25 protein-coding genes are annotated in these 24998 nt (G+C 61.7%); 8 read left to right on the forward strand and 17 right to left on the reverse strand.

Annotated elements, in window-relative coordinates:
* Positions 1 to 21 precede the first annotated feature (21 nt).
* Complete coding sequence (locus tag AC1DVN_RS01550; RefSeq protein WP_279164426.1) at positions 22 to 438, forward strand: PPOX class F420-dependent oxidoreductase; 417 nt, start codon at positions 22 to 24, stop codon at positions 436 to 438.
* Between the two features lies 1 nt (position 439).
* On the opposite strand, the gene AC1DVN_RS01555 is transcribed toward AC1DVN_RS01550, so the two are convergent.
* Positions 440 to 793: a winged helix-turn-helix transcriptional regulator gene (locus tag AC1DVN_RS01555; protein ID WP_279164427.1), complete on the reverse strand. Its 354-nt coding sequence runs from the start codon at positions 791 to 793 to the stop codon at positions 440 to 442.
* 109 nt (positions 794 to 902) lie between these two features.
* On the opposite strand from AC1DVN_RS01555, the gene AC1DVN_RS01560 reads away from it, so the two are divergent.
* From AC1DVN_RS01560 to AC1DVN_RS01580, 5 genes are all read left to right on the forward strand, one after another.
* Positions 903 to 1523: a malonic semialdehyde reductase gene (locus tag AC1DVN_RS01560; protein ID WP_279164428.1), complete on the forward strand. Its 621-nt coding sequence runs from the start codon at positions 903 to 905 to the stop codon at positions 1521 to 1523.
* A 316-nt stretch (positions 1524 to 1839) separates the two neighbouring features.
* Entirely contained in the window at positions 1840 to 2487 is a 648-nt protein-coding gene (locus tag AC1DVN_RS01565; protein WP_019745160.1) for an ABC transporter permease, read from the forward strand.
* The gene (locus tag AC1DVN_RS01570; protein ID WP_007731456.1) at positions 2484 to 3695 is read left to right on the forward strand and encodes an ATP-binding cassette domain-containing protein; all 1212 of its coding nucleotides are present in this window, start codon (positions 2484 to 2486) and stop codon (positions 3693 to 3695) included. Before AC1DVN_RS01565 ends, AC1DVN_RS01570 begins: the two co-directional genes overlap by 4 nt.
* A 2-nt stretch (positions 3696 to 3697) precedes the next feature.
* Positions 3698 to 4516 carry an ABC transporter permease gene (locus AC1DVN_RS01575; protein ID WP_003939758.1) on the forward strand — a complete coding sequence of 273 codons (819 nt, stop codon included), beginning with the start codon at positions 3698 to 3700 and terminating at the stop codon, positions 4514 to 4516.
* Positions 4513 to 5508: a glycine betaine ABC transporter substrate-binding protein gene (locus tag AC1DVN_RS01580; protein WP_019745161.1), complete on the forward strand. Its 996-nt coding sequence runs from the start codon at positions 4513 to 4515 to the stop codon at positions 5506 to 5508. Before AC1DVN_RS01575 ends, AC1DVN_RS01580 begins: the two co-directional genes overlap by 4 nt.
* A gap of 27 nt (positions 5509 to 5535) precedes the next feature.
* On the opposite strand, the gene AC1DVN_RS01585 is transcribed toward AC1DVN_RS01580, so the two are convergent.
* Both AC1DVN_RS01585 and AC1DVN_RS01590 read right to left on the reverse strand, forming a co-directional pair.
* Positions 5536 to 6312 (reverse strand): trans-aconitate 2-methyltransferase, encoded by a 777-nt coding sequence (locus AC1DVN_RS01585; RefSeq protein WP_336503632.1) that lies wholly within the window; start codon positions 6310 to 6312, stop codon positions 5536 to 5538.
* 44 nt (positions 6313 to 6356) lie between these two features.
* The gene (locus tag AC1DVN_RS01590) at positions 6357 to 7403 is read right to left on the reverse strand and encodes a phosphatidylinositol-specific phospholipase C domain-containing protein (RefSeq protein ID WP_153211650.1); all 1047 of its coding nucleotides are present in this window, start codon (positions 7401 to 7403) and stop codon (positions 6357 to 6359) included.
* Positions 7404 to 7595: 192 nt separating this feature from the next.
* Here AC1DVN_RS01590 and AC1DVN_RS01595 point away from each other — a divergent pair, with 192 nt between their 5' ends.
* Positions 7596 to 9119, forward strand: coding sequence for an acyl-CoA synthetase (locus tag AC1DVN_RS01595; protein WP_153211648.1), 1524 nt, complete (start codon positions 7596 to 7598; stop codon positions 9117 to 9119).
* 19 nt (positions 9120 to 9138) lie between these two features.
* On the opposite strand, the gene AC1DVN_RS01600 is transcribed toward AC1DVN_RS01595, so the two are convergent.
* The 3 genes from AC1DVN_RS01600 to AC1DVN_RS01610 all read right to left on the reverse strand — a co-directional run bounded on the left by AC1DVN_RS01600 (position 9139) and on the right by AC1DVN_RS01610 (position 12027).
* Positions 9139 to 10203 carry an acyl-CoA dehydrogenase family protein gene (locus tag AC1DVN_RS01600; RefSeq protein WP_151532200.1) on the reverse strand — a complete coding sequence of 355 codons (1065 nt, stop codon included), beginning with the start codon at positions 10201 to 10203 and terminating at the stop codon, positions 9139 to 9141.
* Complete coding sequence (locus tag AC1DVN_RS01605) at positions 10200 to 11348, reverse strand: acyl-CoA dehydrogenase family protein (protein ID WP_477993215.1); 1149 nt, start codon at positions 11346 to 11348, stop codon at positions 10200 to 10202. Before AC1DVN_RS01605 ends, AC1DVN_RS01600 begins: the two co-directional genes overlap by 4 nt.
* A gap of 124 nt (positions 11349 to 11472) precedes the next feature.
* The gene (locus AC1DVN_RS01610) at positions 11473 to 12027 is read right to left on the reverse strand and encodes a TetR/AcrR family transcriptional regulator (RefSeq protein ID WP_113682510.1); all 555 of its coding nucleotides are present in this window, start codon (positions 12025 to 12027) and stop codon (positions 11473 to 11475) included.
* A gap of 185 nt (positions 12028 to 12212) precedes the next feature.
* On the opposite strand from AC1DVN_RS01610, the gene AC1DVN_RS01615 reads away from it, so the two are divergent.
* Positions 12213 to 13436, forward strand: coding sequence for a cytochrome P450 (locus tag AC1DVN_RS01615; protein WP_092764331.1), 1224 nt, complete (start codon positions 12213 to 12215; stop codon positions 13434 to 13436).
* A 6-nt stretch (positions 13437 to 13442) separates the two neighbouring features.
* On the opposite strand, the gene AC1DVN_RS01620 is transcribed toward AC1DVN_RS01615, so the two are convergent.
* The 11 genes from AC1DVN_RS01620 to AC1DVN_RS01670 all read right to left on the reverse strand — a co-directional run bounded on the left by AC1DVN_RS01620 (position 13443) and on the right by AC1DVN_RS01670 (position 24957).
* Positions 13443 to 14828 (reverse strand): lipase family protein, encoded by a 1386-nt coding sequence (locus AC1DVN_RS01620; RefSeq protein ID WP_374701085.1) that lies wholly within the window; start codon positions 14826 to 14828, stop codon positions 13443 to 13445.
* Complete coding sequence (locus tag AC1DVN_RS01625; RefSeq protein WP_092764335.1) at positions 14828 to 16111, reverse strand: hypothetical protein; 1284 nt, start codon at positions 16109 to 16111, stop codon at positions 14828 to 14830. Before AC1DVN_RS01625 ends, AC1DVN_RS01620 begins: the two co-directional genes overlap by 1 nt.
* 295 nt (positions 16112 to 16406) lie before the next feature.
* On the reverse strand, positions 16407 to 17474 hold the full coding sequence (locus AC1DVN_RS01630; protein WP_258955544.1) for a hypothetical protein: 1068 nt from the start codon (positions 17472 to 17474) through the stop codon (positions 16407 to 16409).
* A 1-nt stretch (position 17475) separates the two neighbouring features.
* Positions 17476 to 18075 (reverse strand): signal peptidase I, encoded by a 600-nt coding sequence (locus tag AC1DVN_RS01635; protein WP_175470325.1) that lies wholly within the window; start codon positions 18073 to 18075, stop codon positions 17476 to 17478.
* 8 nt (positions 18076 to 18083) lie between these two features.
* A complete protein-coding gene (locus AC1DVN_RS01640) occupies positions 18084 to 18689 on the reverse strand; it encodes a SipW-dependent-type signal peptide-containing protein (protein WP_021345457.1) in 606 nt (201 codons plus the stop codon).
* 9 nt (positions 18690 to 18698) lie between these two features.
* A complete protein-coding gene (locus tag AC1DVN_RS01645) occupies positions 18699 to 19370 on the reverse strand; it encodes a signal peptidase I (protein ID WP_223257981.1) in 672 nt (223 codons plus the stop codon).
* Between the two features lie 65 nt (positions 19371 to 19435).
* Complete coding sequence (locus tag AC1DVN_RS01650) at positions 19436 to 19978, reverse strand: hypothetical protein (RefSeq protein WP_019745195.1); 543 nt, start codon at positions 19976 to 19978, stop codon at positions 19436 to 19438.
* A gap of 26 nt (positions 19979 to 20004) precedes the next feature.
* Entirely contained in the window at positions 20005 to 20517 is a 513-nt protein-coding gene (locus AC1DVN_RS01655; protein ID WP_175470320.1) for an alternate-type signal peptide domain-containing protein, read from the reverse strand.
* Positions 20518 to 20735: 218 nt separating this feature from the next.
* The gene (locus AC1DVN_RS01660) at positions 20736 to 21677 is read right to left on the reverse strand and encodes an Ig-like domain-containing protein (protein WP_477993221.1); all 942 of its coding nucleotides are present in this window, start codon (positions 21675 to 21677) and stop codon (positions 20736 to 20738) included.
* Positions 21678 to 22405: 728 nt separating this feature from the next.
* Positions 22406 to 24001, reverse strand: coding sequence for an amidohydrolase (locus AC1DVN_RS01665; protein ID WP_020970705.1), 1596 nt, complete (start codon positions 23999 to 24001; stop codon positions 22406 to 22408).
* Entirely contained in the window at positions 23998 to 24957 is a 960-nt protein-coding gene (locus AC1DVN_RS01670) for a DMT family transporter (protein WP_020970706.1), read from the reverse strand. The genes AC1DVN_RS01665 and AC1DVN_RS01670 overlap by 4 nt, the downstream gene beginning before the upstream one ends.
* Positions 24958 to 24998 lie beyond the last annotated feature (41 nt).

Here is a 24998-nt window from a genome sequence, read left to right on the forward strand (position 1 = left end):
TTCGTCCCCGAAGGAGAACAGATGGCATTCACGGAAGAAGAAATCGCATACATGCAGTCGCAGCCACTGGCGCGCGTAGCGACGCTCTCACCGCACGGGCAACCAGACGTCGTGCCATTGGCCTTCGAATACGACGGGGCCCACTTCTGGATCGGCGGGGGCGGCCAGAGTGTCCTGAAAACCAAGAAGTTCCGCAATATCGGGTCAGGACAACTCGAAGTAGCCCTCGTCATCGACGACATGCCGTCATTCGAGCCGTTTGTCGCGCGCGGGATCAGGATCTACGGAATCGCTGAGCAACCGGTCGAAAGGGTAGGAATGGTCGGTCCCGGAATCTATTCACGCATCACGCCGACAGTCTCGTGGAGTTGGAACTTGGCGGGAGAACCGGCAGGTGACACCTGGTACGAATCTCACAAGACTGTTCACACGCAATAGGTCAGTTCGGGCAACTCTCGGGTGGCAGGTTTTCGGCGGCCCACGTTGTCAGTTCACTGAGAGCGGGGAGCAGCGCCTGCCCCGACGCCGTGAGTTCGTACTCCACAGCGATGGGCGGGCCGGCGTCGACGGTCCGCGTCACCAAGCCTGCCCCCGCCAACTCCGTCAGGCGTTCCGAGAGTACCGAATCACTGATCCCGCCAACCGCGCGCTTGAGTTCGGAGAATCCCGCCGGCCCGTTGAGCAGCGTGCCGAGAATGACGCCGTTCCACCGTTTGCCCAGGAAGCCGAACGCGCGGGCCAACGCCCCGTCACATGCGCGGGGTTCGTGTTCCGCTTCGCTCTTGCTTGCCACCCCACCATCCTAGCCACAGTGCTAACGTATCCGTAGGCACTATTTTTTTACTAGCAACTAGCTTTACCGGGTAACGCTCGGATGAGCTACAACGGAAACGGAACCACCGATGTCACTCGACGCAGCCACCCCATTTACCGCACAGCAGCTCGACGCAGCCGGCCGTGAACTGCTCTTCACAGCAGCCCGCACGGCAAACTCCTTCTCCAACGAACCGGTCACCGACGACGAACTGACTGCGATCTGGGAGCTCGCGAAGTGGGCACCGACCGCGGCCAACACCAATCCACTGCGCGTGCTGTTCGTACGTACGGAGGAGGGCAAAGCGCGCCTCGTCGAGCACATGTCCGACGGCAACAAGGCCAAGACCGCATCGGCGCCTGCTGTCGCGGTTCTTGCCGTTGACACCAAGTTCTACGAGCATATTCCGGCACTGTTCCCCATCCATCCGGAGATGAAGGACTACTTCGAGTCCGACGACGCTGCCGCCACATCGAGCAGCAAGTTCAACGCCGCACTGCAGGCTGGTTACGTGATCCTCGCGATTCGGGCGCAGGGCCTGGTCGCCGGCCCGATGGCCGGCTTCGACGCCGACGGCATCGACGGCGAGTTCTTCGCGGACGGACGCTTCAAGACCACCCTGGTGGTCAACATCGGCCATCCCGGCGAGAACCCGTGGTTCGACCGTCTGCCGCGGCTGTCCAATGAGGATGCGCTCAGCTGGGCCTGAGGCCGATTCGTACGGTTCCCACAATGCGGGAGGGTTCTCCGGAGCCCTCCCGCATTGCTGTCTCGAGCGTTTGCTGTCTCCAGCACGTTTCAACTCCGCACGCAGTGGGTACCTACCCGCGTCCCGCAAAATCTCACGTCCAGAACAACATCCGACACGCTGCAATCGGAATTAGTTGCAGTATCTCAGTTTTTGGACGACAGTCGAGAGAAACCCCTCGGCCTACGGAGGCTGCGGGGAAAGCCCTTGTGCGCCGGTCGGTGTCGAGGGAAGACGTTCGAGCGAGCAGAAGTCCGAAGAAAGTGGGTTCGGAAATATGGGCGCCCTATGGGATTTTGTCGTTGCACGACGACAACAATTGATGACCGACTCGTACCTACATGTTTCAGCAGTTATCCAGTCCGTGATCATCGCGACGATTGCCGCCGTGATCATCGGCATTCTCGTCTACCGGAGCCCGGCGGGATCCTCCATCGCTACGGCGTTGGCCAGCACGATCTTGACGGTTCCTTCATTCGCCCTCCTCGGACTGCTCATTCCGATTCTCGGTCTCGGCGTCGCTCCCACGATCACCGCGTTGATCTTGTATGCCCTGCTCCCGATCATTCGGAACACGATCATCGGTCTGGATGCGGTCAACCCGGCGATCACGGACGCAGCCCGCGGTGTCGGAATGAATCGCATGCATGTTCTGAGTCGAATCGAGCTGCCGATTGCGTGGCCGTCGATCCTCACCGGCATGCGGGTCAGCACACAGATGCTCATGGGCATCCTCGCCATCGCGGCGTACGCCAAGGGTCCTGGTCTGGGAAACCTGATCTTCTCCGGACTCTCGCGTGTCGGTAGCCCGAACGCTGTTCCTCAAGCGCTGGTCGGCACCGTACTGATCGTCATTCTCGCTCTGATTCTCGACGGAATCTACGTCGTCATCGGTCGTCTCACTACTTCGAAGGGGCTGCAATGACTGAAACCATTCCGTCTGACGTATCCACAGATCAGAAGGTATCCGGGGTCGAGATCGTTCTCGAATCCGTGACCAAACGTTACCCGGGCCAGAAAGCTGCAGCGGTGGACAATGTTTCACTGACTGTTCCGGCCGGTGAGATCGTGGTCTTCGTCGGACCTTCGGGTTGCGGCAAGACGACGACGATGCGCATGATCAACCGTCTGATCGAACCCACCTCGGGCAAGATCACCATCGACGGCAAGGACGCGCTGTCCATCGACCCGGACAAGCTTCGCCGCGGCATCGGCTACTCGATCCAGCAGGCAGGATTGTTCCCGCACTTCACCATTGCGAAGAACGTCGCGACGGTGCCCGGCCTCATCGGTTGGGACAAGAAACGTATCGCAGCTCGCACCGACGAGATGCTCGACCTCGTCGGCCTCGATCCCGATACCTATCGCGACCGCTACCCTCGCCAGTTGTCCGGTGGCCAGCAACAGCGTGTGGGCGTGGCGCGGGCCCTGGCTGCAGATCCCCCTGTCTTGTTGATGGACGAGCCTTTCGGTGCCGTCGACCCGATCACCCGCGGCCTGCTGCAGGACGAACTGATGCGTCTGCAGTCGGAGTTGGGTAAGACCATCGTCTTCGTCACCCACGATTTCAACGAGGCAGTCAAACTCGGTGACCGTATTGCCGTGCTGGGCAATCAGTCCAGCATCATGCAGTACGACACTCCGGAAGCGATTCTCGCCAATCCCGCAAACGACATGGTCGCGGGATTTGTCGGGGCGGACGCCTCGCTCAAGCAGCTGACCCTGACACGCGTGCGCCAGATCAAACTCAAGCAGTGCCTCACCGCCCGCGAAACCGATTCGGTCGATGATTTGAGAACCGCACTCGCAGCGCGTAAGTGGAAGTGGGCCTTGATTCTCGATCAGCGTGGACGGCCGCTTCGCTGGGTCTCGCCCGGCCACCTCGCCCATGCGTCGACGCTTCGAGGTGTCGGTAACGAGATCGGCGAAGCCGTGTCCATCCAGTCCACCCTGCAGGATGCCTTGGAAGCTCTTCTCGCCGAAAGCAATGCGTCCACTGTGGTCACCGGACGGCGCGGCGAGTATGTCGGTCTCATCACCATCGACACGCTGGTCAGCCATCTCTCCGAGATGCGCGAGGAGCATGCGCACGACCACGACGAAGAGCCAGACACCGAGAACGTCGAGGGTTGAACATGACTGCCACGACAGAGGAGCGCGTCTCCGCGCCTGAGATGGAACCGGACGCCCCCGATCTGGGTGCGGCCGAGAACGCCGCCACGCGCCGTGCGGAACGGATGCGACTGTATGTGCAACCGGTCATCGTCCTGATCCTGGTTGCGGGCGTGTTGATCTGGGCATTCAGCCGAGATCTCAACGCGACGCAGAAGGCGAGCATCAATCTCGACAACATCGTCACACTGACCTGGCAGCACGTACTGATCACGGCCGCCGTGGTCATCATCGTCGTCGCCATCGCAGTTCCACTCGGAACTCTGCTGACCAGGCCGAAATTCACCCGGCTGGCACCGTTCTTCGTGGGAATAGCCAACATCGGAGCCGCGGCGCCTGCCATCGGCCTGCTCGTGCTGTTCTATCTCGCAACAAGAACGACGGGCTTCTGGATCGGCGTATTTCCCATCGCGTTCTATTCGCTGCTCCCGGTGCTGCGCAACACCATCCTCGGCTACCAGCAAGTGGACAAGACCTTGATCGATGCCGGGCGCGGGCAGGGAATGTCTTCGCTCACGGTCCTGCGTCAACTCGAATTCCCGATGGCGGTCCCGTACATCCTTGCAGGACTGCGCACTTCGCTCGTTCTGGCAGTCGGCACCGCGACGCTGTGCTTCCTGGTCAGTGCCGGCGGACTCGGCATTCTGATCGACACCGGATACAAGCTCCGCGACAACGTCACCCTCGTGGTCGGTGCCGTACTGGCGGTGTCGTTGGCCTTGCTGATCGACTGGCTCGGCGCGCTCGCCGAAACTTATCTCGGGCCCAAGGGATTACGATGACCAAGACTTCGATCACCAGAACGTGGGGCTGGAAAGTCGCGGTTGCCACGATCGGCCTCACACTTGTCGCTTCGTGTGGCCTCGAGTCCGGTGGCGCACTGCCCCTGGCTGTCGGCCCCGGCAGCATCGAGCCGGTTCCGGAGCTCGAGGGTGTGAAGATGACCGTCGGCTCCAAGGACTTCACCGAGCAGATCGTGCTCGGATACGTCATCGAATTCGCGATGGCCGCTGCGGGCGCAGATGTTCGAGATCTCACGAACATCCAGGGCTCGAACAGCACCCGTGACGCACAGTTGAACGGGCAGATCGACCTTGCGTACGAGTACACCGGGACCGGCTGGATCAACTACCTCGGCAACGAGACTCCTCTTCCCGATTCGCAGGCGCAGTTCGAGGCCGTCCGTGATGCGGACCTTGCTGCGAACGACATGGTGTGGACCGATCCGGCGCCGATGAACAATACGTATGCATTGGCGATGAGCAAGGAGACCGCTGAGAAGACCGGCGTCAAGACGGTTTCCGACTACGCGAAGTTGGTCGAATCCGATCCCGGCGCCGCGGTGACGTGCGTCGAGACCGAGTTCAACGTCCGCCAGGACGGATACCCCGGCCTGGCAGCGAAATACGGTTTCGACGCCTCTCGTGCCCAGCGCCAGATCCTGCAGACCGGCATCATCTACCAGGCGACAGCCGACAGCGATCAGTGCAAGTTCGGCGAGGTGTTCACCACCGACGGTCGCATCATCGCACTCGATCTCGTTCTGCTCGAAGACGATCTGCAGTTCTTCCCGAAATACAATCCGGCATTGGTCATGAAAAAGGACTTCGCGGAAGCACATCCGGAGGTTGCCGAAGTCATGGCGCCGATCTCGGAGAAACTGACCAACGAGGTGATGACCGAGCTCAACCGGCAGGTCGACGTCGACGGCAAGGAGCCGGCGGACGTGGCTCGCGACTGGCTGGTCTCGGAAGGCTTTGTCACCGCTGAGTGATCGGCGGACCGCAGCACAGCCGAGTAGTTACCGCTTGCGTCCCACGCAGAACACCCGCCGGAACGGAAACAGCGTTCCGGCGGCTGTTGCGGGATACGCCTCCCGCAGCAGATCCGAATACTGGCGCTCGAACTCCGGAGCGTCGGCCTCGCCGAGAACGTCCAGCACCGGCCGAAGTCCAGTCCCTCGAACCCATCCGAGCACCGGATCAGCACCGGCCAGCACGTGTACGTACGTCGTCTCCCAGGCGTCGACGTCGAATCCGTGCTCCTGCAGGCGCTGCGCGTACGCAACCGGACTGTCGACGCCTTCCGGGCCGCGTAGGACGCCGCCCAGTCGCTCGCTCCATTCCGCGGACTCCGCGAGGCTTCGCATGAGCGCATGTGACGGTGCATCGAAGTTTCCCGGAACCTGCCACGCCAGCCACGACCCGGATACCAGGGTGTCCGCCCACTGGTCGATCAGCTCGCGGTGGCTCGGAACCCACTGCAATGCAGCGTTACTGACGACCACGTCGTAACCCGTGGCATCGAAGGACATGATGTCCCCCAACTCGACGGTGACGTTTCCCGGTAAGTCTGTCGGGGCCTGCGCCACCATTTCGGGAGACGAATCGAAACCGGATACCGCCGCGTCCGGCCATCGTTCCCCCAGCATCGCGGTCAAGCTACCTGATCCGCAGCCGAGGTCGGCTACCCGCGTCGGGTCTTCGGTCGCCACCCGTGACACCAGGTCCACGAACGGGCGTGACCGCTCACCCGAATAGCGGCCGTAGACTTCGGGATTCCACGTGACAGTGCGCATGAACCCATCCTGCACCCTGTTCCTGAGAATTGCCGCCCTCTAGATCACCGACGCGGCACCACGGTGGACAGTACGTTCGGCAACCTCGACCAGTCCGCGGTGATATAACTTGCGTGATCACCCGCCAACCGGTCGAGACGCTCGCTCGCCTCCACCTCGGTGGCATGCGCACCGTCGATCTGTGGAGCGACCTTGTGCGCGTCGGTCATGACGAGCAGGTAGCCACGATCGTGGTACCACTGCGGATCCACAACGCCCGAGGTGTAATCGAGGGCGTCGCCGTCGAAGATCACGAACCACGGGCGGATGCCCGGGTCGGCGTAACGGTCGATTCGTGGGTCTCCCGGTGACGCCCGGTGAACAGCGGGAAAGGCGGCGCCGAGTTGGACGAGTCCGGCAGCGGACAGATCTCGCAAGTGCGTCGCGTACTGCCGGTCGGTCCACTCCGTGTCGAGCGGGTTTCCCTCCTCGATCGTTCCCGGAATCAGCTCGAACAGAAATTTGCCGGTCATCTCGGACATGCTCGGCCATCCACGGTCGGTGACGGCGGCATCCGGGGTCGAGTAGGACTCACCCATCAGATCGGATGGAGTGAAGACCGCGTTCCCGAGAGTCCCGAGGATCAAGGCGTCGAGATCGGCAGGTCCGCGTCCGTAGCCGGTGGTGAAACCGTCCTTGAGTTCCAACTTGATCATCACCGGAGGATGCTCCGGGTCGGCTTCGTGCCACGCCCGCATATCTGCCAGGCATCCGCGCAGTCCCTGATCTCGCTGACCACTTCGCAACCCGGATGCGTCCTGCGCACCGACGCAGTTGCTGTCACTCGCCACCGGATTCATGTGCGAGACACGCCAGTCCGGACCACCGCCGTTGGTCCACAGATCCAATTCGAGCAGCGAGGCCCCGGAGTCCAAAGCGTCGGCGAAGTACGGAAACGTCGCCTTCTCGTAGGAATTGTGGACGCCGACGGACGTGGTCTCGGAGAACGAGCGAGCTCGGTCCGCAGTCGCCTCGGCACCGGCCGTGGGAGCCGAGACGACCGAGACGACCGCCGCGAATGCACTCACACCGGCTACCAGAATTCCACGCATGTTCGACACTCTCGCAGAAATCACGCCGCTGCAGGACGGAATCGGAAGAGACAACTGGACAATCGTCCTAGACGGCATCGAGGGTGAGGCGCGGTCTCAGGCGGTGAGTGAAGGAAATTATCAGGCAAATAGCATCATGGCTGGAACTGATCCGAGTCGGAGCACTCGGCCCACACCCGCAGAAGGAATCGCATGCAGCTGACTCAATTCGTTCACCGATCCCTGCGAGCATCGCCCGATGCGGTGATGACGATCTTCGACGGCCGGCTGCGCACGTGCCGGGAATCGGTGGACCGGATGAGCAGACTCGCCGGAGGGTTTCAGACTTTGGGCCTGCGCACCGGTGACAGAGTCGCAATCTTGGCATCGAACTCCGACTACTACCACGAGGCGCTCCTGGCCTGCTGGTGGTTCGGAGCAGTGGCCAGTCCGGTCAATTCTCGCTGGAGCACGGCGGAAATCACGTACGCCCTGGAAGATTCAGGATCGACGGTATTACTCGTGGACGAGAACTTTGCTTCCGTCGGAGCTACCCTTCGCGAGGCGTGTCCAGGCCTGACCACTGTCGTCTACTGCGGCAGCGGCCCGGTTCGCGACGGAATGCTCGACTATGAACGGGTGATCGCGGAGGCGACTCCGGTCGACGATCTGCGCGTCGGCGGCGACACGCTGGCACTACTCCTCTACACCGGCGGGACCACCGGAGTGCCGAAGGGCGTGATGATCAGTCATCAAGCGCTGATGACCTCGGCGCTTGGTACTCTCGCGGCAGGCAGCGTGGCTGTCAGCAACGGAACGAACCTCGCGATCAACCCTCTGTTTCACATCGCCGGGATAGTCGGATGGTTGGCTCAGTCGCTGATGGGTGGCACCCAGGTGTTCATGCCGAACTTCAGCCCACGCACGTTCCTCGAGGCCGTTGATCGCCATCGCCCGACAACTGTGGGTCTGGTGCCGACGATGCTTCAGATGTTGGTCGACTACGAAGACTCGACCACCTATGACTTGTCCAGCGTCAGGATCCTGAGATACGGCGCCTCGCCCATTTCGCCGACGCTTCTCGAACGAGTCATGCAAATGTTCCCCAACAGCTCGTTTGTGCAGGGCTACGGGATGACTGAAACCGCGCACATCAGCATGCTGAGCCCGGCTGATCACCTCGAAGGTGGTGATCTCCTCCGCAGCGCCGGTCGAGTACTGCCGCACTGCGAGGTGAAAATCGTCGACCCGACCGGCGCGGAACTCCCACCCGGCGAGGTGGGCGAAATCGTCACGTTCGGCAGCCACGTCATGCTCGGATACTGGAACAAACCGAAAGAGACCGCAGAAGTGCTCCGCGACGGGTGGATGCATACCGGCGACGCCGGATACCTCGACGCCCGCGGTTACCTGTTCATCGTCGATCGCATCAAGGACATGATCGTCACCGGTGGCGAGAACGTCTACTCCACCGAGGTCGAAAACGCTCTGGCACAACATGAATCCGTCGCGTCCTGTGCCGTGATCGGCCTGCCCGATACCCAGTGGGGCGAGCGTGTCCATGCCGTAGTCGTCCTTCGGCATGGTTTCGACGCCGACGCCGACGAACTGCGCGCTCACGTGAAAACGCTGATCGCCGGTTACAAATCTCCGCGTACCTTCCAATTCGTCGATGCATTGCCACTGTCGGCAGCGGGCAAGATACTGAAGCGCGATCTTCGTTGCAACGCAACGTAATCCTCTACGACAGTCAGGATTACAGCTGCAATGTCGGTTCTGGATCAGTGATCAAGCGGTGCAGTGACGGCGATGCAGCTACGGCCTCTCCCAGTTGCGTGGCGCTCGCGATTTCGTCGCCGAACTCCGATCGCCAGGCATGCAGTCGTCGGGTGAGTTGTTGCAAGCGGTATTCGCGGGTCATGCCGATCGCACCGTGTGCCTGGTGGGCGGCGCGCACGCTCGCGAGCGCATTTTGTGAAACCACCAATTTGGTTGCGCTCACTTCGAAGTCGGCGTCGCGCCGGGTGAGCGCGTGCGCCGTGCGATCCACGGCCAGTGTGGACATCGATGCCATCTGTGCGAGAGTGACGATATGCTGCTGGACGGCTTGGAACTGCGCGATGGGCCTACCGAACTGCACCCGCTCCGACACGTAGCGACGGGTCAAAGTCGACACCGACTCCATGGCTCCTGCCATCTGTACCGAGCGCAAGAACGCGCCGAGCCTGCTGAGAATCCGTGGGTCGACCAAGTTGTCGCCATCGACAATCCGCGCTTCTGCGAACGTCAGGCTCTGACGCGGTTGCCCGGCAAGATCCGTCCCTCCACCGATCTCGGCGTCGGAGATGTTCAGGAGTACAACGCGATCACCGAGAACTGCTGCCAGCACTGATGCGGCGCTACCCCACGGCACATCGTGAAAGGTGCCCGACAGGAAACCGTCGTTGGTGCGACGCACATCGTCGCGCTGCGATCCCGGCGCGACGGTTGCGATTCCGGAGGGCACCGGTAGCCCGGCCGCTGCTGCCAGCCTGCCCGCGAGGTACGTCTCGGCGAGCGGCAACGGCGCAGCGTGCCTCGCCGCCGCGCGCTGGACAGTCACGGCGTCGAGGAGCGAGCCACCGGAACCACCAACGGATTCGGGAAGACCGACCAGCGGCAACCCCAGTTCGACTGCCGCGCTCCATAATCCGGTGGACAGACCGTCGATCTCCGCCTGCGCTACCACCTCGGTGCCGGACTTCTCGGCGAAAAATTGTTCTACCATCGATTCGAGGTCGGCGTCGAATGTGTACGCGTTGATCTCTGACCCCGAATTCATCGGTTCAATCCTTTCACGATCACGGTGCGGAGAATTTCGTTGGTTCCACCGCGAATCGACCACGACGGCGCCACCAGCACGGCCCGGGCGAGCAGCGACTCGTACGGATCGTCGGAGGCAAGGTCTGGAGCCCGGCCGAGGTGCCGCGCGACGGTCGCAACACAGTCCTGTTCGAAGCGTGTTGCCATCTCCTTGATCAGCGCGGCCTCCGTGACCGGCGAGCGACCGGAGTCGACCATCCGTGCAATGGACAGCGACATCCCACGAAAAGCCCAGCAGCGCGCCGTAATCGAGCCCAGATCGGCGAGGGCAGAGGGACCGCCCTGCGCCGCCTGGTTGGCTGCCCAGTTCTCGAGGACCGGCATCAGCGACATCCAGCGGTCGACGCCACCTCGCTCGAGTGCGAGTTCACCGGTGTTTTGTCCCCAGCCCGCTCCGACGTCTCCGAGGCGACGCGAGTCCGGCACGAAAACGTCCTGGAACGACACCTCGCAGAAGTCCTCGCTTCCGTCGATGAACGGAATGGGTGAGACGGTCAGGCCCTCGCTGTCGCGATCGACGATCAACTGAGTGAGTCCGTTGTGCTTGTCTGCCGAGGTTCGAAGCAGAGCGAGTACGTGTGTGGCATGGAAGGCACCGGTGGTCCAGATCTTGGTGCCGTTGACTTTCCAGCCACCATCGACACGTTCGGCGCGAGTGCGTACCGATGCCAGGTCCGAACCCGAGTCGGGTTCACTCATCCCGATCGAGAACGAGAACTCACCGCTCGCGATACCGGGAAGGAAGTACCGCTTCTGTTCTTCCGTGCCGTTGGCGGCGATGCTCGGACCCGACTGTCTGTCTCCGATCCAGTGATAGCCGACCGGCGCTCCCCGCGCGAGAAGTTCTTCGACGACGACCAATCGATCCACTGCTGACCGTCCACCCCCGCCGTATTCCTTCGGCAGCGACATGCCGAGCCACCCACGTCTACCCAGATCTCGCGAGAACGCCGGATCCACAGCCCCGGACATCCCGAGTCCGAGGGGGTAGCTGCCGGGGGTTAGCCGCTTGTCGAGGTACTCCCGCACTTCAGCCTGAAGCGCGAGTTCCTCGATCGTCAGTTCTGTTGCGTCGAAACGCATGGACGTACTGCGTACCACCATCGTGACTTTCTCCTTCGCGGCAGCGGACAGGCTTCAGGGTACCGAGCCGAGGAACGAATGCATGAACCGAACCGTCTGCAGCAGCGACCGACCCGCCGCACTGTTCACGAACACGGAACCCTGCTCAGGAGCAGACGAACGACTCGACCATCCGTCGTTCGTCTGCCCTGTCGGCCAGTGGCCACGCCAACAGCATCAACACGATCCGAACCACCCACTGCGACTGTTGACCTTCGGGATCCAATCCAGCAAGTTCGAGTGCAGTACGCGGTAGCAACGGAGAAGACACGAGATACTCGTCGATACCGTTGGCCCGCGCCGCCGCAAGGCCATGGCTCATGGCGGCGTCGGCTCTGATCGCGTCGACGGCGACGAGGATCGACTCCACGATCCGCTGGTCGCCACGCAGTGATTCGACGGCAGCCGCAACCTGGCTCGCCACGGACGCAGCACCTCGTGACAACAGCCCCTCACGGATCGCGGACTTGCCACCCACGTAGCGGTAGAGCGTCGCCCGCGAACAGCCTGCGCGGGAGGCGACGTCATCGGCATTGAACCGATCGAATCCCTGTTCTCGAATCAGCTCTGCTGCAGCCGCGAAGATGCGCTCGGTTGCGAGTTCACGGCGGTTACCGCCGGCCAACCAGTCGGCGGCGCGGCGCTCGTTTGCACCGGTCACTCTCCGTCACCTCGTCTCACTCTGAGACAGATTCAATCAGAAATCTCAAGGCTACGGAAGGCCGCGAGCCTCTGACCTGGGAGAAGTACGAGGGGGTTGAAGTGCGTGAGATTTTCTCAAAATGCCAGTTCAGAGGCATTTTCCACCTGTTGACTTCTCCTCGACGGCCGTGAAATCTTCCATTCGTGACACCACCGACGCTGGACATCAACCCCTTCCTCCCGTCGAATATCGACGACCCTTACCCGCTCTACGACGTACTCCGGCGCGAGCACCCCGTGTATCGAATACCCGATACCGACTTCTATCTGGTGTCGACGTGGGAACTTGTCACCGAAGCCGTTTCCCGTACCGAGGACTTCTCCTCCAACCTCACCGGCGTACTGGTTCGAACACCGGACGGATCTGCCGTGACGTTCGACATGAACGGCGGCGGGCAAGCCGCTCATGTCCTCGCGACCGCCGACGAACCGAACCATCAGCACCATCGCAAACTTGTCCTGCCGACACTGGTCGCCAAACGAATACGAGCACTCGAGCCGACGATGCACGGGTACACGCAGCAGTTGTGGGACAACGGCTTCGACGGTCGCCACATCGACTGGGTCACGTCGATTGCGGACACCCTCCCACTGCAGATGGTTGCCGCACTGATCGGCTTGCCGACAGCCGACGTCCCCCAATTGCTGGCGTGGTCTTACGACAGCACCGAACTTCTCAGCGGCATCGTGACGGCGGAACGGTTTACGGACGTCGTCACCTCGGCGGCCGAGCTCACCGGGTACCTCTACAGCAAGTTTCGTGAGGCGCGGACAAACCCGATCGACGATCTACTCGGAGACCTCGTCCGTTGCTGTGACGCAGGCGAACTCAGCGAAGACGTGGCCGTTCTGATGCTGGTGCAACTCGTCGGTGCGGGTGGCGAATCGACCGCCGGACTGATCGCCAGCTCTGCTCGGCTATTCGCCGAGCGCCCCGAGATACAGACGCAGCTGCGCGAGGACCCTCTACTCGTGAGCGCATTCCTGGAGGAGACGCTCAGACTCGAGTCGCCTTTTCGCGGACACCACCGACATGTCAATGCGGACACAAACCTCGGCGGAGTTGCGCTACCCGCCGGCAGTCATCTCATACTGCTGTGGGGCTCAGCGAACCGCGACCCGGAGTCGTTCGCCGAGCCCCACGCGATGAACCTCGACCGGGCCAATCTCCGAGCGCATTTCGCCTTCGGCAAGGGAGCACATTTCTGTGTCGGGGCCGCGCTGGCCAGGCTGGAAGCAAAGACCGCTATCGCCTTACTTCTCGAAAACAGTTCGCATGTCACAGTCGATTCCGAATTCCCGCCACGTTGGGTCCCCAGCATGTTCGTACGGCGCCATCAGAGTTTGCGTCTCGCTGTCACCGGATAGTTTCACTCAGTTGTCGAAATTGTGGGCTATCCAATCGATTGTCTGCATTCCGAACAGGTCTGTCCCCCAACCGTATGGATCCGCGACTGCGCGATCCATATTGCAGTCCGTAGGCTGATAGCTCACGTCCGTCCCTCGGCTTCTGTACGTGTCCGCCAGTTCTCGCGCATCAGCTGCCGGTACAAGTGACATCGGGGAGTCGTCCTTTGCGCACGAAGTTATCAATACCTTCGACGCCGGAGCACCGTGACCCAATACGTTGTCGTCGTACGCACGCTGGAAGCTGGGTTCTGTGATCGGATCGATTCCCGGCTCGAAAAGGCTTGCCAACGGCACGAACGGAAGCGTGAAGTACGCCGGCATCTGGCACTCACCCCGGTACACGTCGGCAATCGCTCGGCCCACGGGATTGAGCTTGTCGTTCAACTTCATCTCGGGATACCACGGTTCGAGACCGAGGAGCGTCGCAAATCCGAAGCCTGCGCCGACCGAGGAATCTGTTGTCTCCATGAATGTTCGGGGCTTGATCACCATGCCCTCGAGGACTGTCGAGACGATATCGAGTTCCGGCGCGTAGGACTGCGCAGATTCGGCGGCGAATGCCGAACCGACTCCACCACCAGCGATCCCGAACAACGCAATCTCCGCATCCGGATTCAGCTCGGAATCCTGCAGCTGAAATGCTGCGCGCACTGCATCCAACTGGGCGTGCCCGGCGAACTTACCCGCGAAGACCCCGTGGGGATCACGGTCTCCGTTGTTCCCGACGTCGGAAATCACTACGGCATAGCCTTTTCCGAACATCAGCGCCAGTGGACCCAAGGCCGACCAGGAGGCGCCGTCCAGCGGATCGCCGCCGGTCCAGTGTGAAGTCGGATGACAGTAGCCGCCGACGCTGTCGTTGGCCTCCTGATAGCTGATGATCTTCTTCTCCGACGCCGGCGTTCCGTCGATCGGGATCATCATGATTCCAGTGCTCACTACCGGCGTCGAACCGTCGATTCCGGTTGTGACATACATGATCTTGTAGGCGTCGAGCTGTCCCGGTTTGTATCCGGTGAACAGTACATCCACCTTCTTCGACTTCAGGAGATCACCGGGACGCTCGGCGCCGGTCAACACCGGCTCGTCGTAAAACGGATCATCGGCGGTGAGAGCAGTGAAGATCTCCTCTTCGGATGCGAACTCCCCTGAACTGAGAGCACCGACGGTGAACCCGTTGAATACCTCTCCCAGAGTTGGGGTGTCGGTCCGAAACTCCTCGGATACAGGAGTTTGCACGTCTTTCGGGACATCATTGTCCGGCACCTCAGCTCCGGCCGTTGCTGGCAGGACCAGCGCAACGGTCAGCGCTACCAGCGGCGCCAACCTTCGGAATGTCGCCGACGACATCACTGAACCGTCACTTTCAAACTGGAGAGGGCCGATTCGAGAGTTTGTGGGAGGGTCATCATCGGGCGGTGGCTCTCCAATTGAATTTCGTAGGGAACACTCAATGTGGCTACGAGCCGTGGCCAATCTTCTTCGACCATCGCTCGGTACTTCGGCAATAGCTGTGAGGTGATGTAGTCCCACCGGTCCTCGTACACCGACCAGTTCCAATCCGGCAGTGGCATCGTCACGTTCGCGGTGCGTCCGTCGGCGAGTGTCGTCGTGAACTCGAGGGGCCGGAACGAGCGAGGCGGGACCACGCCGGCGACCGAGGGCGAGCCGGCAACGGTCGATGCGTAGGTGATCGCTTCTCCCACATCACCTTTGTAGGCGCGCACGGTATCCCACTGGTCGCGGATGATCACCCCTTGCTCACGTTGGAGCAGCGCAACGTTCCCCAGTGCGATCCGATTCGAATCACTGGACGCGACATCACGCCAGGCGTCCATGACATCCTTGCCGAACAATCCGGCACTCTGCATTTCCTCCAGTGCGGGAAGCCCTTCGTCCACGTATGCCTGATGCATCGGCATCAGATCCGAGAAGATGTTCTTCTGCATCACCAGGATCATCCCCAGCACATAATCCAAGTCGTCCGCCGTGACGTTCCTGCCCACCGCCGCGAGTGCGCGCAGCCCTGCCGGCAATTGGTTCAGCGACTGCACGCCAACCTGATCCGTGACCTGAGAAGCTATCGAATTGGCAACCTGCTGGAGATTCGGAAACGAGTACACGTCCGCCATCAGTTCGAAGTCGATCAGTCCCCCGCCGAAGTCCGCGCCTACCTGTCCGCCCATGCCCGCCCACTGCAGTTCCGGGTGACCGAGTTGCAGATCCTCGTAGTAGCGGTACGACTTCACCAGGTTCGTGCGATTAGCCGACACTCCGGCGCGCGGATTCCACGATGAGAGATCGATTCCGGCGGCTTCCGTGGCAGCGACCAATCGATACTGAAACAGCAAGGCCGCATAGGATTCCGGACTGCGACCACTGGCGCGGGCTTCTTCCACAAGGGCCTGCAAGGTGCCGAGATCAGTCGGCAACGCGGGATGGACACCGCCCGGACCGTGTTCGGCATTGCGATTCACAAGGGGCAAATTCACATACTCGTGCAGTTCGGACGCCGACGCCGATATCTGGACCGACAGCAACGCGGACATCGCCAGCGCACATGCCGCCGTGGCTGCCAATACGTCTCGCGCCCAACGACGTCGCCGAACTACGGCCCCCAGGTTTAACCGCATATCGGTCCTCGTACTCAGGTCGGCAATCGCCCCGATCGATTGCCGACACCAAACTTACTTTGCAGTAAGATAGCTCGAGACCTGAAGAAATACCAATTCCGTACGAGCACTCTTGGCACTTCTACACGTCGTTGCCACCTGCAGTTGCTTATCCCGTTCCCGAATCGCCGAAACCTCACCAGCGGGCGACCGGCCGGTTACCTGTTGCCCGACACGATCAGAGCATGCGGATCCACGCCTGTGCCCCCGGGTCCGCAGACTCGGGGGCACAGACGAGATATCGAGTGATCAGCCGCTACCCGAAGTCAGGCATGTTCTGCCCGCTGTCCTTGTAGAACTTCCACGTGCCGTCCTGCGGCGACTCCATGATGCGGTAGACCTCGGTTGCCCCGACAATCCACAACTGGCCGTCGTACCAGTGCAGAGTGGAACCCGATTCGACACGGCCACTTGCGAGTTCGTTGCCGTCGGCGTCGACCACTGCAACCTTGTTACCACCCGCAGTCCAGCCGCCGGTGAGGCCGCCACTCTCGACTGTGTCCGTCAGAACCGGCTTCGGATCAGCCGAGGGAGTGGTCTCCGGCGACGTGGTTTCCGGGGTGGTCGGTGCCGGAGTCGTTGTGCTCGGTGCCGTCGTGGTCGTGGCCTCGGTTGTACTGGTCGGCTCGGTGGACGTTGTCGGATCGACGGTCTCGCTCGTGGACGGAGCTTGGGCAGTGGTCGTCTCCAACGCATCCGGCTCGTTCGGCACCATCGCTTCGGCCTGCATCCTGCTCAGAGGGTTCGCCCCGTTGGGTGCCGGTGTCGTCGGATTCCAGGTGGAGACGTTCTCCCAGGCTTGGTTGGCCAACTCCGGACCGGTACCACCCTGGCATTCGGTCCTGTTGGACGTGAGGTCCTTGTGGGTGATCTCGACCGACGTCTTGTATCCCGACGAGATCACGGAACCATTTACGGTGTGAACCCGGGCGTACATCAGGTTCCGATCACCATGGGTGATTCCGGTGATCGACGTCTGGCTCGCCGGCAGATTATCTACTCGAACAACATAATTGGGATCAGATTTCCGGACGAAGACCACCTTGTAGCCGGTCGCGCCTGCGACCGGAGGCCAGGAAATTGAAACTCGCCTACCTGTGATGGTGTCGTACCAGGGCGCCTCGTACCAGCAGGAGATCGGACCCGACGTCAACGGCGTCGGATAGAAGTTGCCCGTCGCCACCTGTGCACCAGTCGAATTGACCGCGTCAGTTGGATTGGCCAACGTCCCGGTGGTCTGAGCCAGGCCGAAAGCCATTGCAGCAGCGCCGCCGATGGCGATCAACGACCGCAGCGACTTCATGCGGGTGCTAGCCCGACGCATTTCAATCATTATGAGCCTCCTGAAGCTCCCCGCAGGTTTCGTCAGCATCGACGCGGGCGTCATTTGTAGTGGCGGCGCGGGCATTCTCCAGACGCCGGTCTTTAGTTCGTCCAAATGCGATGACCAGCACCGCGCCTACCAATCCGCCGCCGAGGAAAGTTGCGAGCGGACTGGAAAGCCAAGCAACGACATAGCCGAGCCCACCGACGCTGGTGAACACGCGGTCTGTCTCGGTGATGGTGTACGGCAGCCGATCAGCCACATTGTTGGCATCGCCCTTGAGCGTGGCGAGCACGGTGTCCGCTCCTGCCGATTCGAGTTCGACCACGCGGTGGGTGATGCGCACGCCTTGGTCGTTGTCGACGCTGATCACGTCGCCGACAGCGAGTTCAGTTGCAGGCACGGTCTTCGCCAGCGCCAGCGCACCGGTGGAGATTGCAGGTTCCATCGAACCCGAGCGGAACACCAGTGGTTTGATCCCGAATATCAGGGACGCGAGAGTGGCGATTATGCAGATGAGCCCGGCGACCGCAGCCACATTCAGGGCAATTTCCTTGCCGCGACTGCGTCCCACGGTCACCTCCTCATCGGTGCTGTCCATCGCGATGATCACTGCCCCGTTGCGGTGAAGTTGAAGCCCAGATCGGCGATCTTGAACTGCTCCGTCTGACCTGCGGTCGAATCGACGGTCACCTTGATACACACCTGCTCCGAAACACCGGCAGCGAGTGATCTGCCGGAGACGAGTGTCGGGTTGCCGGAGAACGCTTGCTGCGTCCCGATGATCGGTCCTGAACAGGTACTGCCGTCGTTGGCACCGCTCTGATGTAGAGAAACCTTGAGCTTCCCGATCAGCGCGGACGAGCCGGTGGCCGTTGCCGATACTGCCCACTGGAAGTTGGCCGTTCCGGTGTTCTGAACCGTCAATGCCCCGGCCTCACTCTGGCCTGGCAGCATGCTGTTGCGCTTGAGTTCGGTGAATTGGTGTGCGGGCCGCTGGTTGTCGACTTTCAGCTGGACCGACGAAGTGCTGAACATGCCGGTGGTCGCGGTAGCGCTGTCGGACCACGCCGCCATCGTGCCGACCGCTCCGAGGCCCAGGACCATGCCGAGAGAGAGCACGGCCCGGGTACGTATCCAACCGGTCTCGCCCAGACGGCTTCGCATCCGCGCCCCGAGACGCGCGCCGCCGCCCGATTTCTGTTCTGTAGACATTCTGCTGTCCTATTTCGATTCGGAGTTTGGTGCCGATGGATCGGCGGGCAGTACCGGCGCGCCGAGTTCAGGGCCGGAAAGAGTCGGGTCGGTGCCACTTTCGTCGTCATCTGCCTTGCCCCGCTTGTCGCGGATGCCACTGACGACCATCCACACGGCATATACAGCCAGGCCAGCAGCCACGCCTGTGGTGAGAATCGAACGCGATTGTCCGTTGATCACCGAGTTCACCCGGCCCAGATACGGCACCGAGTAGATGACCCGACCACGGATCTGCTCGGGCACCAGCGACCACGAGTCGGCGACGGGGTTGTTGTCGCCGCGAGTGTGGATGCGACGCTCCCCTTCCCCGGTGTAGTAGATGCCCTCGATGCGGTGGGTGACCACCGCTGGATCGCCGGAGACGGGCTGGAACGTAATCACGTCCCCGGTGGTCAGATCCTCGTTGGGAGTCGGCTTGACCACTATGAGCGTGCCAGGGGGCATGGTGGGTTCCATCGAGCCGGTGAGAACCGTGTACGCGGTGGAGCCGGTGAGTCGAGGGATAACGACCATCACCGCGAGAACGCCGATCATCAACAGCAACAGCACCCACGAGACGATGGTGCGAGTCCACCACCAGAGGGTGGTCTTCTCTCCTGAGTCTTGTTCGGGATCATGTTGCCGCTCAGATGTTTCCACGTGTGCGCTGTGCCGGGGTCGATACTCGGCACGTTCGCCCGCGCGCCGGCTTCTCGCGGTGACGGTCATGACTGGCTCACTGAGCTTGCGTCGAAGGTGAACGTCGCGTTGGACTGTTGGCTCGCTGCCGCGCCCTGGCCCAGCGTGGCCCGCAGGCACAACACCTGCATCTGCCCGGCCGGAACCAGCTGCTCCGAAAAGGCCGCACCGTCCATGGCACCGTTGTAGAGCTCAGTGCCCACGTCACCAGTGGCGGTGCAGGCCGCCTCGTTGGCTACCTTGGCCACGCGCAGGCTCAGCGGCGGTGGGGTGGCGCCGTTGAGTACAACATCGGAAAGCACGTAGTTCATCTGCACATTGCCGGAGTTGATCACCGGCAAGGGCATCTGAATGCTGTCGCCCGGGCCCTTGTTGTCCAACTTGAACCCATCGAGGTTGAACTGCTTGACCCCTTCACCGCCGGCAGAGATATCGAGCATGCCTGCCTGAATAGTGCCGCCGGTCGATTCTGCGGTATCGCGCCACAGCGCGCCGGTCTGCTGCACCGAGACGAACCCGATGAGCAGAACCGACGACGCTGCGATCGCCCATTTGTATTGGGTCTTCACGTGACCTTCTTCTGGTTACGGATTAACTACGGGGTGAGCGTCTGCTCGAGGAGGATCGTTCCGGCACCGATGGTGGCGGTGCCGGCGGCGCCGACCTGACCGGTCGTATCCGCCTTGAACTCCACCTCGGTGGTGAACGAGATGGGGCCGGACGCGGTAATCGGCGAGACGTTGGTGCTCGACGGGCTCACGGTGAGCAGATCCGCGTCCTTGAGCGAGCCGGTCAGGTTGCCGAGGGTGGGAGTGAGGGTGGCCTTCAGGTTGGTGCCGTTCAGGGTCACCTGGTACACCGAGGTGTAAGCGACCTTGTCGCCCGGAACCAGCTTGTCGGTGGGCGCAAACGCCTGTCCGGCCTTGCTGCCGCCGACCCACTTCCAGGTGCCGGCAGTGGTCTCGGAAACTGCCATCGATCCTGCGGTCACCGTGCCGGCGCCCGTGGTGTTGGTGGACGCGTTCCACGCGGCCATGGTGCCCGCACCGCCTGCGAGCAGAACAGCAGCCGCACCTGCGGCGATCGCACCCTTTGTGGTCTTGTTCATCTGGTATTCCTCCTGTGCAGTTCGCGGCGGGACATCCGACGCGCTTGGTTGAGCCCGGGCCGTGCGGATGTGCACTCCGGTGAAACAGCCCCAGGAAGGGGCATGGGAAATGAAGCCGCCGAATTGAATTCGGTGACTGAGAAGGCCGGCGATGCGCGGAGATGGTCGAGATCGCCCCGCGCATCGCGAGTTCTAAGTGGTCGGTTGGGCCGGAGTGGTTATTCGCCGAGGCTTCCGAAGAGGTCCAGGCTTCCGAGCGAACCGGTGCTACTGCCGAGCGAACCGCTGCTGCTGCCACCCGGATCGGTAGTTTTCGCCGTGACCTTGACCGTGACTCCCGCGGAGGCGGGGCTGGTCCCACCCGCATTTGTCGCAGTGGCGGTGATCGGATGACTGCCGGGTGTGGTGATAGTCAGGTTGCAGCTGAAGTCCCCACTCGCATCCGCGGTGGCGGTGCAGGTGGCACCCCCTCCGGTGACAGTGACGGTGCTGTTCGGCTCTGCCTTGCCGGAGACCTTGACGGGTGTACCCGCCTCTACCTCGGCGGCGCCCAGAGACAAGTCGGTCGGAGCACTGGGGGCGACCACAGCAGGCTCGCCCTCCACCAGGACCAGACCCCAGCCGGGGTTGATCTCGTATCCCTGCAGGACTTCGCTGGCCGGGATACCAATCATGAAACCGACCATCACGTTGACGTTCTGCGCGAGAGGCGTCTTCACCAACTCGATCCGAGTCGCGGAATTCGCATCCGGTCCGATCACGAATTGCTGGCCGACCTGGCTGCCGATTTTGCCCCGTACTGTCGCGGTGCCGCCGCCCGAGACGGACCAGCCCTCGCTGAAGAGTGTGAGCGTGGCGGGAAGGTCGCAGACATTGCGGACGTCGAAGGCCATCTGCGTGCCCTCATCTCCGGGGATCGGGATGTAGTCGGTTCCATTAGGCCCGAAGGCTGGCGGCTTGACCCAGGGTCCACCGTTCTGGGACATCTCCAGGCACTGGTCAGTGATGTCGTCGCCCGGGGCAGCCACGGCGCTACCGGGAGCAAGCAGCGCACCCGAGGTCGCGAGGAGCAATGCAGCCGGCAGCGCCGCCAACACAGCAGTGGCGCGCCGGGGGAGACGGGATCCGCGTCCGTCCCCGACCGGGAAAAATCGAGGCATGTGAAGACTCATTTCGTCTGTCCCGTTGCCGGGCATTGGGGTGATAAGACGACAGATCCAGGTACATCCGCCATCGGTGCCGAACATGTTGCAGAAGGCTTGCGAGCCGAACCGTGACGCTGTGCATGCCCTCGCTCATACATAGCTACTGCTCCGCTTCGGATCAATTTTTATCACACGTATCAGCTTTTGTGGCGGTTTTACTGGTCAAACGTTCAGGAGGAATTCGAACACTCCATGCGGGTGAATTATGCGCGCTGACCAGTACTGTTAGAAACAGTTAGCTGCGCTTCGTAACTTGTTCCCGAAAACCCCTTTGGCGCCGAACGGGCGATTCGTTCCACTCGATATGAGAACACGTTCTACATACTCTTGGTATGTCCGAGGATATTCACGAACGAACTCGTCGAGAACAGCGACCCTCGAGCAAACAGAAGGATCGAACCGTTTCGAGCACGTGCTGCATTTCGTTCACGAATGCCACGGACACGGGCATCATCGATCGCCGCGCCTCGCCGGATCAGACGGCCATGACAAACCCTCGCACGCTCCGAAACCAGCACTCCACCAATAACTTTGTCCGACCATCGAATAGCGACTGCCCCCTGGTGCGTCCAAAGCTGTGGGCCGGGAAGCAAATTCGCTACCCGGCCCACGTGCGTCTACAGTTGCGAAGCCGGTAAGGAGTTGACTACCGGCACCCAATCCCAAGGTAAAACTACGAGCACCTACACCTCGAAGACGGTCTCACCGCCGACAACCGTGCGCAGGACCGACAGTTCGTTCAATTCCTGAGAAGCGCTCCGCAACGGATCTCCGTCGAGCACAACAAAATCCGCCAAAAGTCCCACCGCTATCCGACCTTTGTCCGATGACTCACCGGTGAGACGGGCGGCAGCGCTTGTGTAACCGGCCAACGCATCGGACGCGGAAACCCGTTGCTCTGCACCCAGAACATGACCTTCTCGCGTCACACGGTGTACGGCTGTGTTCATCGTGAAGAGCGGGTTCACGGGAGTGACAGGGCAGTCGCAATGCAGCGCGTAGGCAAGCCCCGCCGCCACGACCGACGCCACGGGGCTGATCCGCTCGCCACGACCCGGTCCGAGGAACCGATCACGGTGCCGGTCGCCCCAGTAGTAGACGTGGTTCACGAAGATCGACGCCACCACCCCGAGTTCGACCATCCGCACGATCTGATCTTCCCGCAACGTCTGAACGTGCTCGAGTCGATGCGAAACTTCGACGTCCGGGTGTGCCGTCCGTGCCGCTGCAATTGCGTCCAGTGCAAAATCGATGGCTTGATCACCGTTGGTATGAATCGCAACCTGCCGGCCGGCAGCGTGATGTTCCGCGACGAGCACCCCGAGTGCACCTGCCGGGATTGCCATTCCGCCGCAGTGGCATCCGCCCAGATCGTGGTACGGCTCGGTCAGCGCAGCGGTGTGCAACTGAATCGACCCGTCCGAAATGAGTTTGACGCCGCCCACACGAACTCGATCTGTCGAATCGGCGAGTTCGCCCAATTGATCGTGCACCCCGTGGCCGAGATAGAGGCGCGCACGCAGACGCAGGTCACCATCAGCGTCCAGTTGTCGGTACGCCTCGTACATCTCGGCTGTGACGTACATGTCGTGAAAACTTGTCACGCCCACCGAAGCCATGACTTCCTGCGCCCGCAGCATCGCGATCTTGGACGCATCCGGGTTCATATCCGGAACAAGTCCGTGTACCAGAGACATTGCCGGAACCTCGCACAGTTCACCGGTGGGTACACCGGCGCTGTCCCGAACGATGACACCACCCTCCGGATCGACCGTGGTGGCATCGATCCCGGCCTTCTCCAGTGCGACCGAGTTGACATAGATCCCGTGAGCAGACAAGTGCCGCACCAGAATCGGATGCTCGGTGGATGCCTTGTCCAGATCAGCTGCGGTCAGACCTCGATCCTCCGCCACGAGGCTGTCGTCGAAGCCCCACGCTTCTATGGGCTCGCCAACTGGTGTGATCGCGGCCCGCGCGGCCAACGCCGTGATCAACTGCTCGATGGTCGGGCACGCACTCGTCGTTGCGTCGACCCCACTGAGCATCAAACCCCACATCATCGGATGAAGGTGCGTCTCGATGAACCCCGGAACAACAACTGCTCCGGCAAGATCGACAACGGAGGTTTCGGAATCGGTCAGCGCCGAGATCTCGGCATCAGTTCCGAGGGCGACGAATCTGCCGTCCTTGACTGCCACAGCGGTCGCGTTATCGCCGACCGCACCGTCCATGGTCCTGATCTCGCCGTTGATGTAGATGTGGTCAGCCACCGGTGTCATACGCTTGTCTCCATTCGTTTTCCGACTACAGTCGTCGAGGACTTCTTCGCAGGTATCCGCGTCGCCACAACCACTCCGGCCAAAATCATTCCGGCACCTGCAAGTTGGACGAGAGTTGGGGTCTGCGCAAGCATCACCGCGCCGAACAGCAGTGCCGACGCCGATTGCAACACCAGGCTGGCGGCGACTGCACTGGCAGGCAGACGCTGACTGGCGCTGGCCACCAGAAGCCACCCGATCACCTGAGATACCAACGCGAGCAGCACAAGCCAGCCTTGAGCTACGAGCGAAGGGGTCAGATCCAAAGTTCCACTCACGAGGCCGTATGCACCTGCAGTGAGGGCAGTGGCTCCCGTCGAGACGAACATCGGCAGAGCCGTTCTACCCGCCGCCCGAGTAGCCAGACCCATCAGGAAGATGTAGACCGCGTAGGCGCCTGCGGCGATCACGGCAAACGACACTCCGACAGCAGGATTCGCCCCGGTGAGCGTTGTGCTCGTCCCGGCTACCAGAGCAACTCCGACGAAGAGCAACGGAAGGCTGGCGACCAGTTCCCGGCCGATCCGTTGGCGCAGAACAACGTAGCCGAGGATTGCGACGAACAGCACTTGCAAATTCAGGATCACAGTCGAAAGACCTGCCCCGATCGAATGAATCGACTCGTGCCAGAGCACAAGATCGATTCCGAGGAACGCGCCGGCAAGCAATGACTTCACGATCCAGGGCGCCGAGATCGAAGACCGGGATGACCGACGACGCTGAACGAGCACGAGTATGCCGAGAGGGATGAGCGCATAGAGACACCGAAAGAAGGCACCCGTCGACGGAGACACTCCTGAGAGTTCATAGAGCACCGAGGTCAACCCGAGGATGCATGCACCGGTGACGACTACGCGCAGGTCACGACGGCGTAGTTGATCGCCGGACGGCACGCGTGGCGATACTTCATCACTCATGGTGATAATGTATCACCGACGCAAAGCCTGTCATACAGGGA

The organism is Rhodococcus sp. P4_E4, assembly GCF_056401575.1.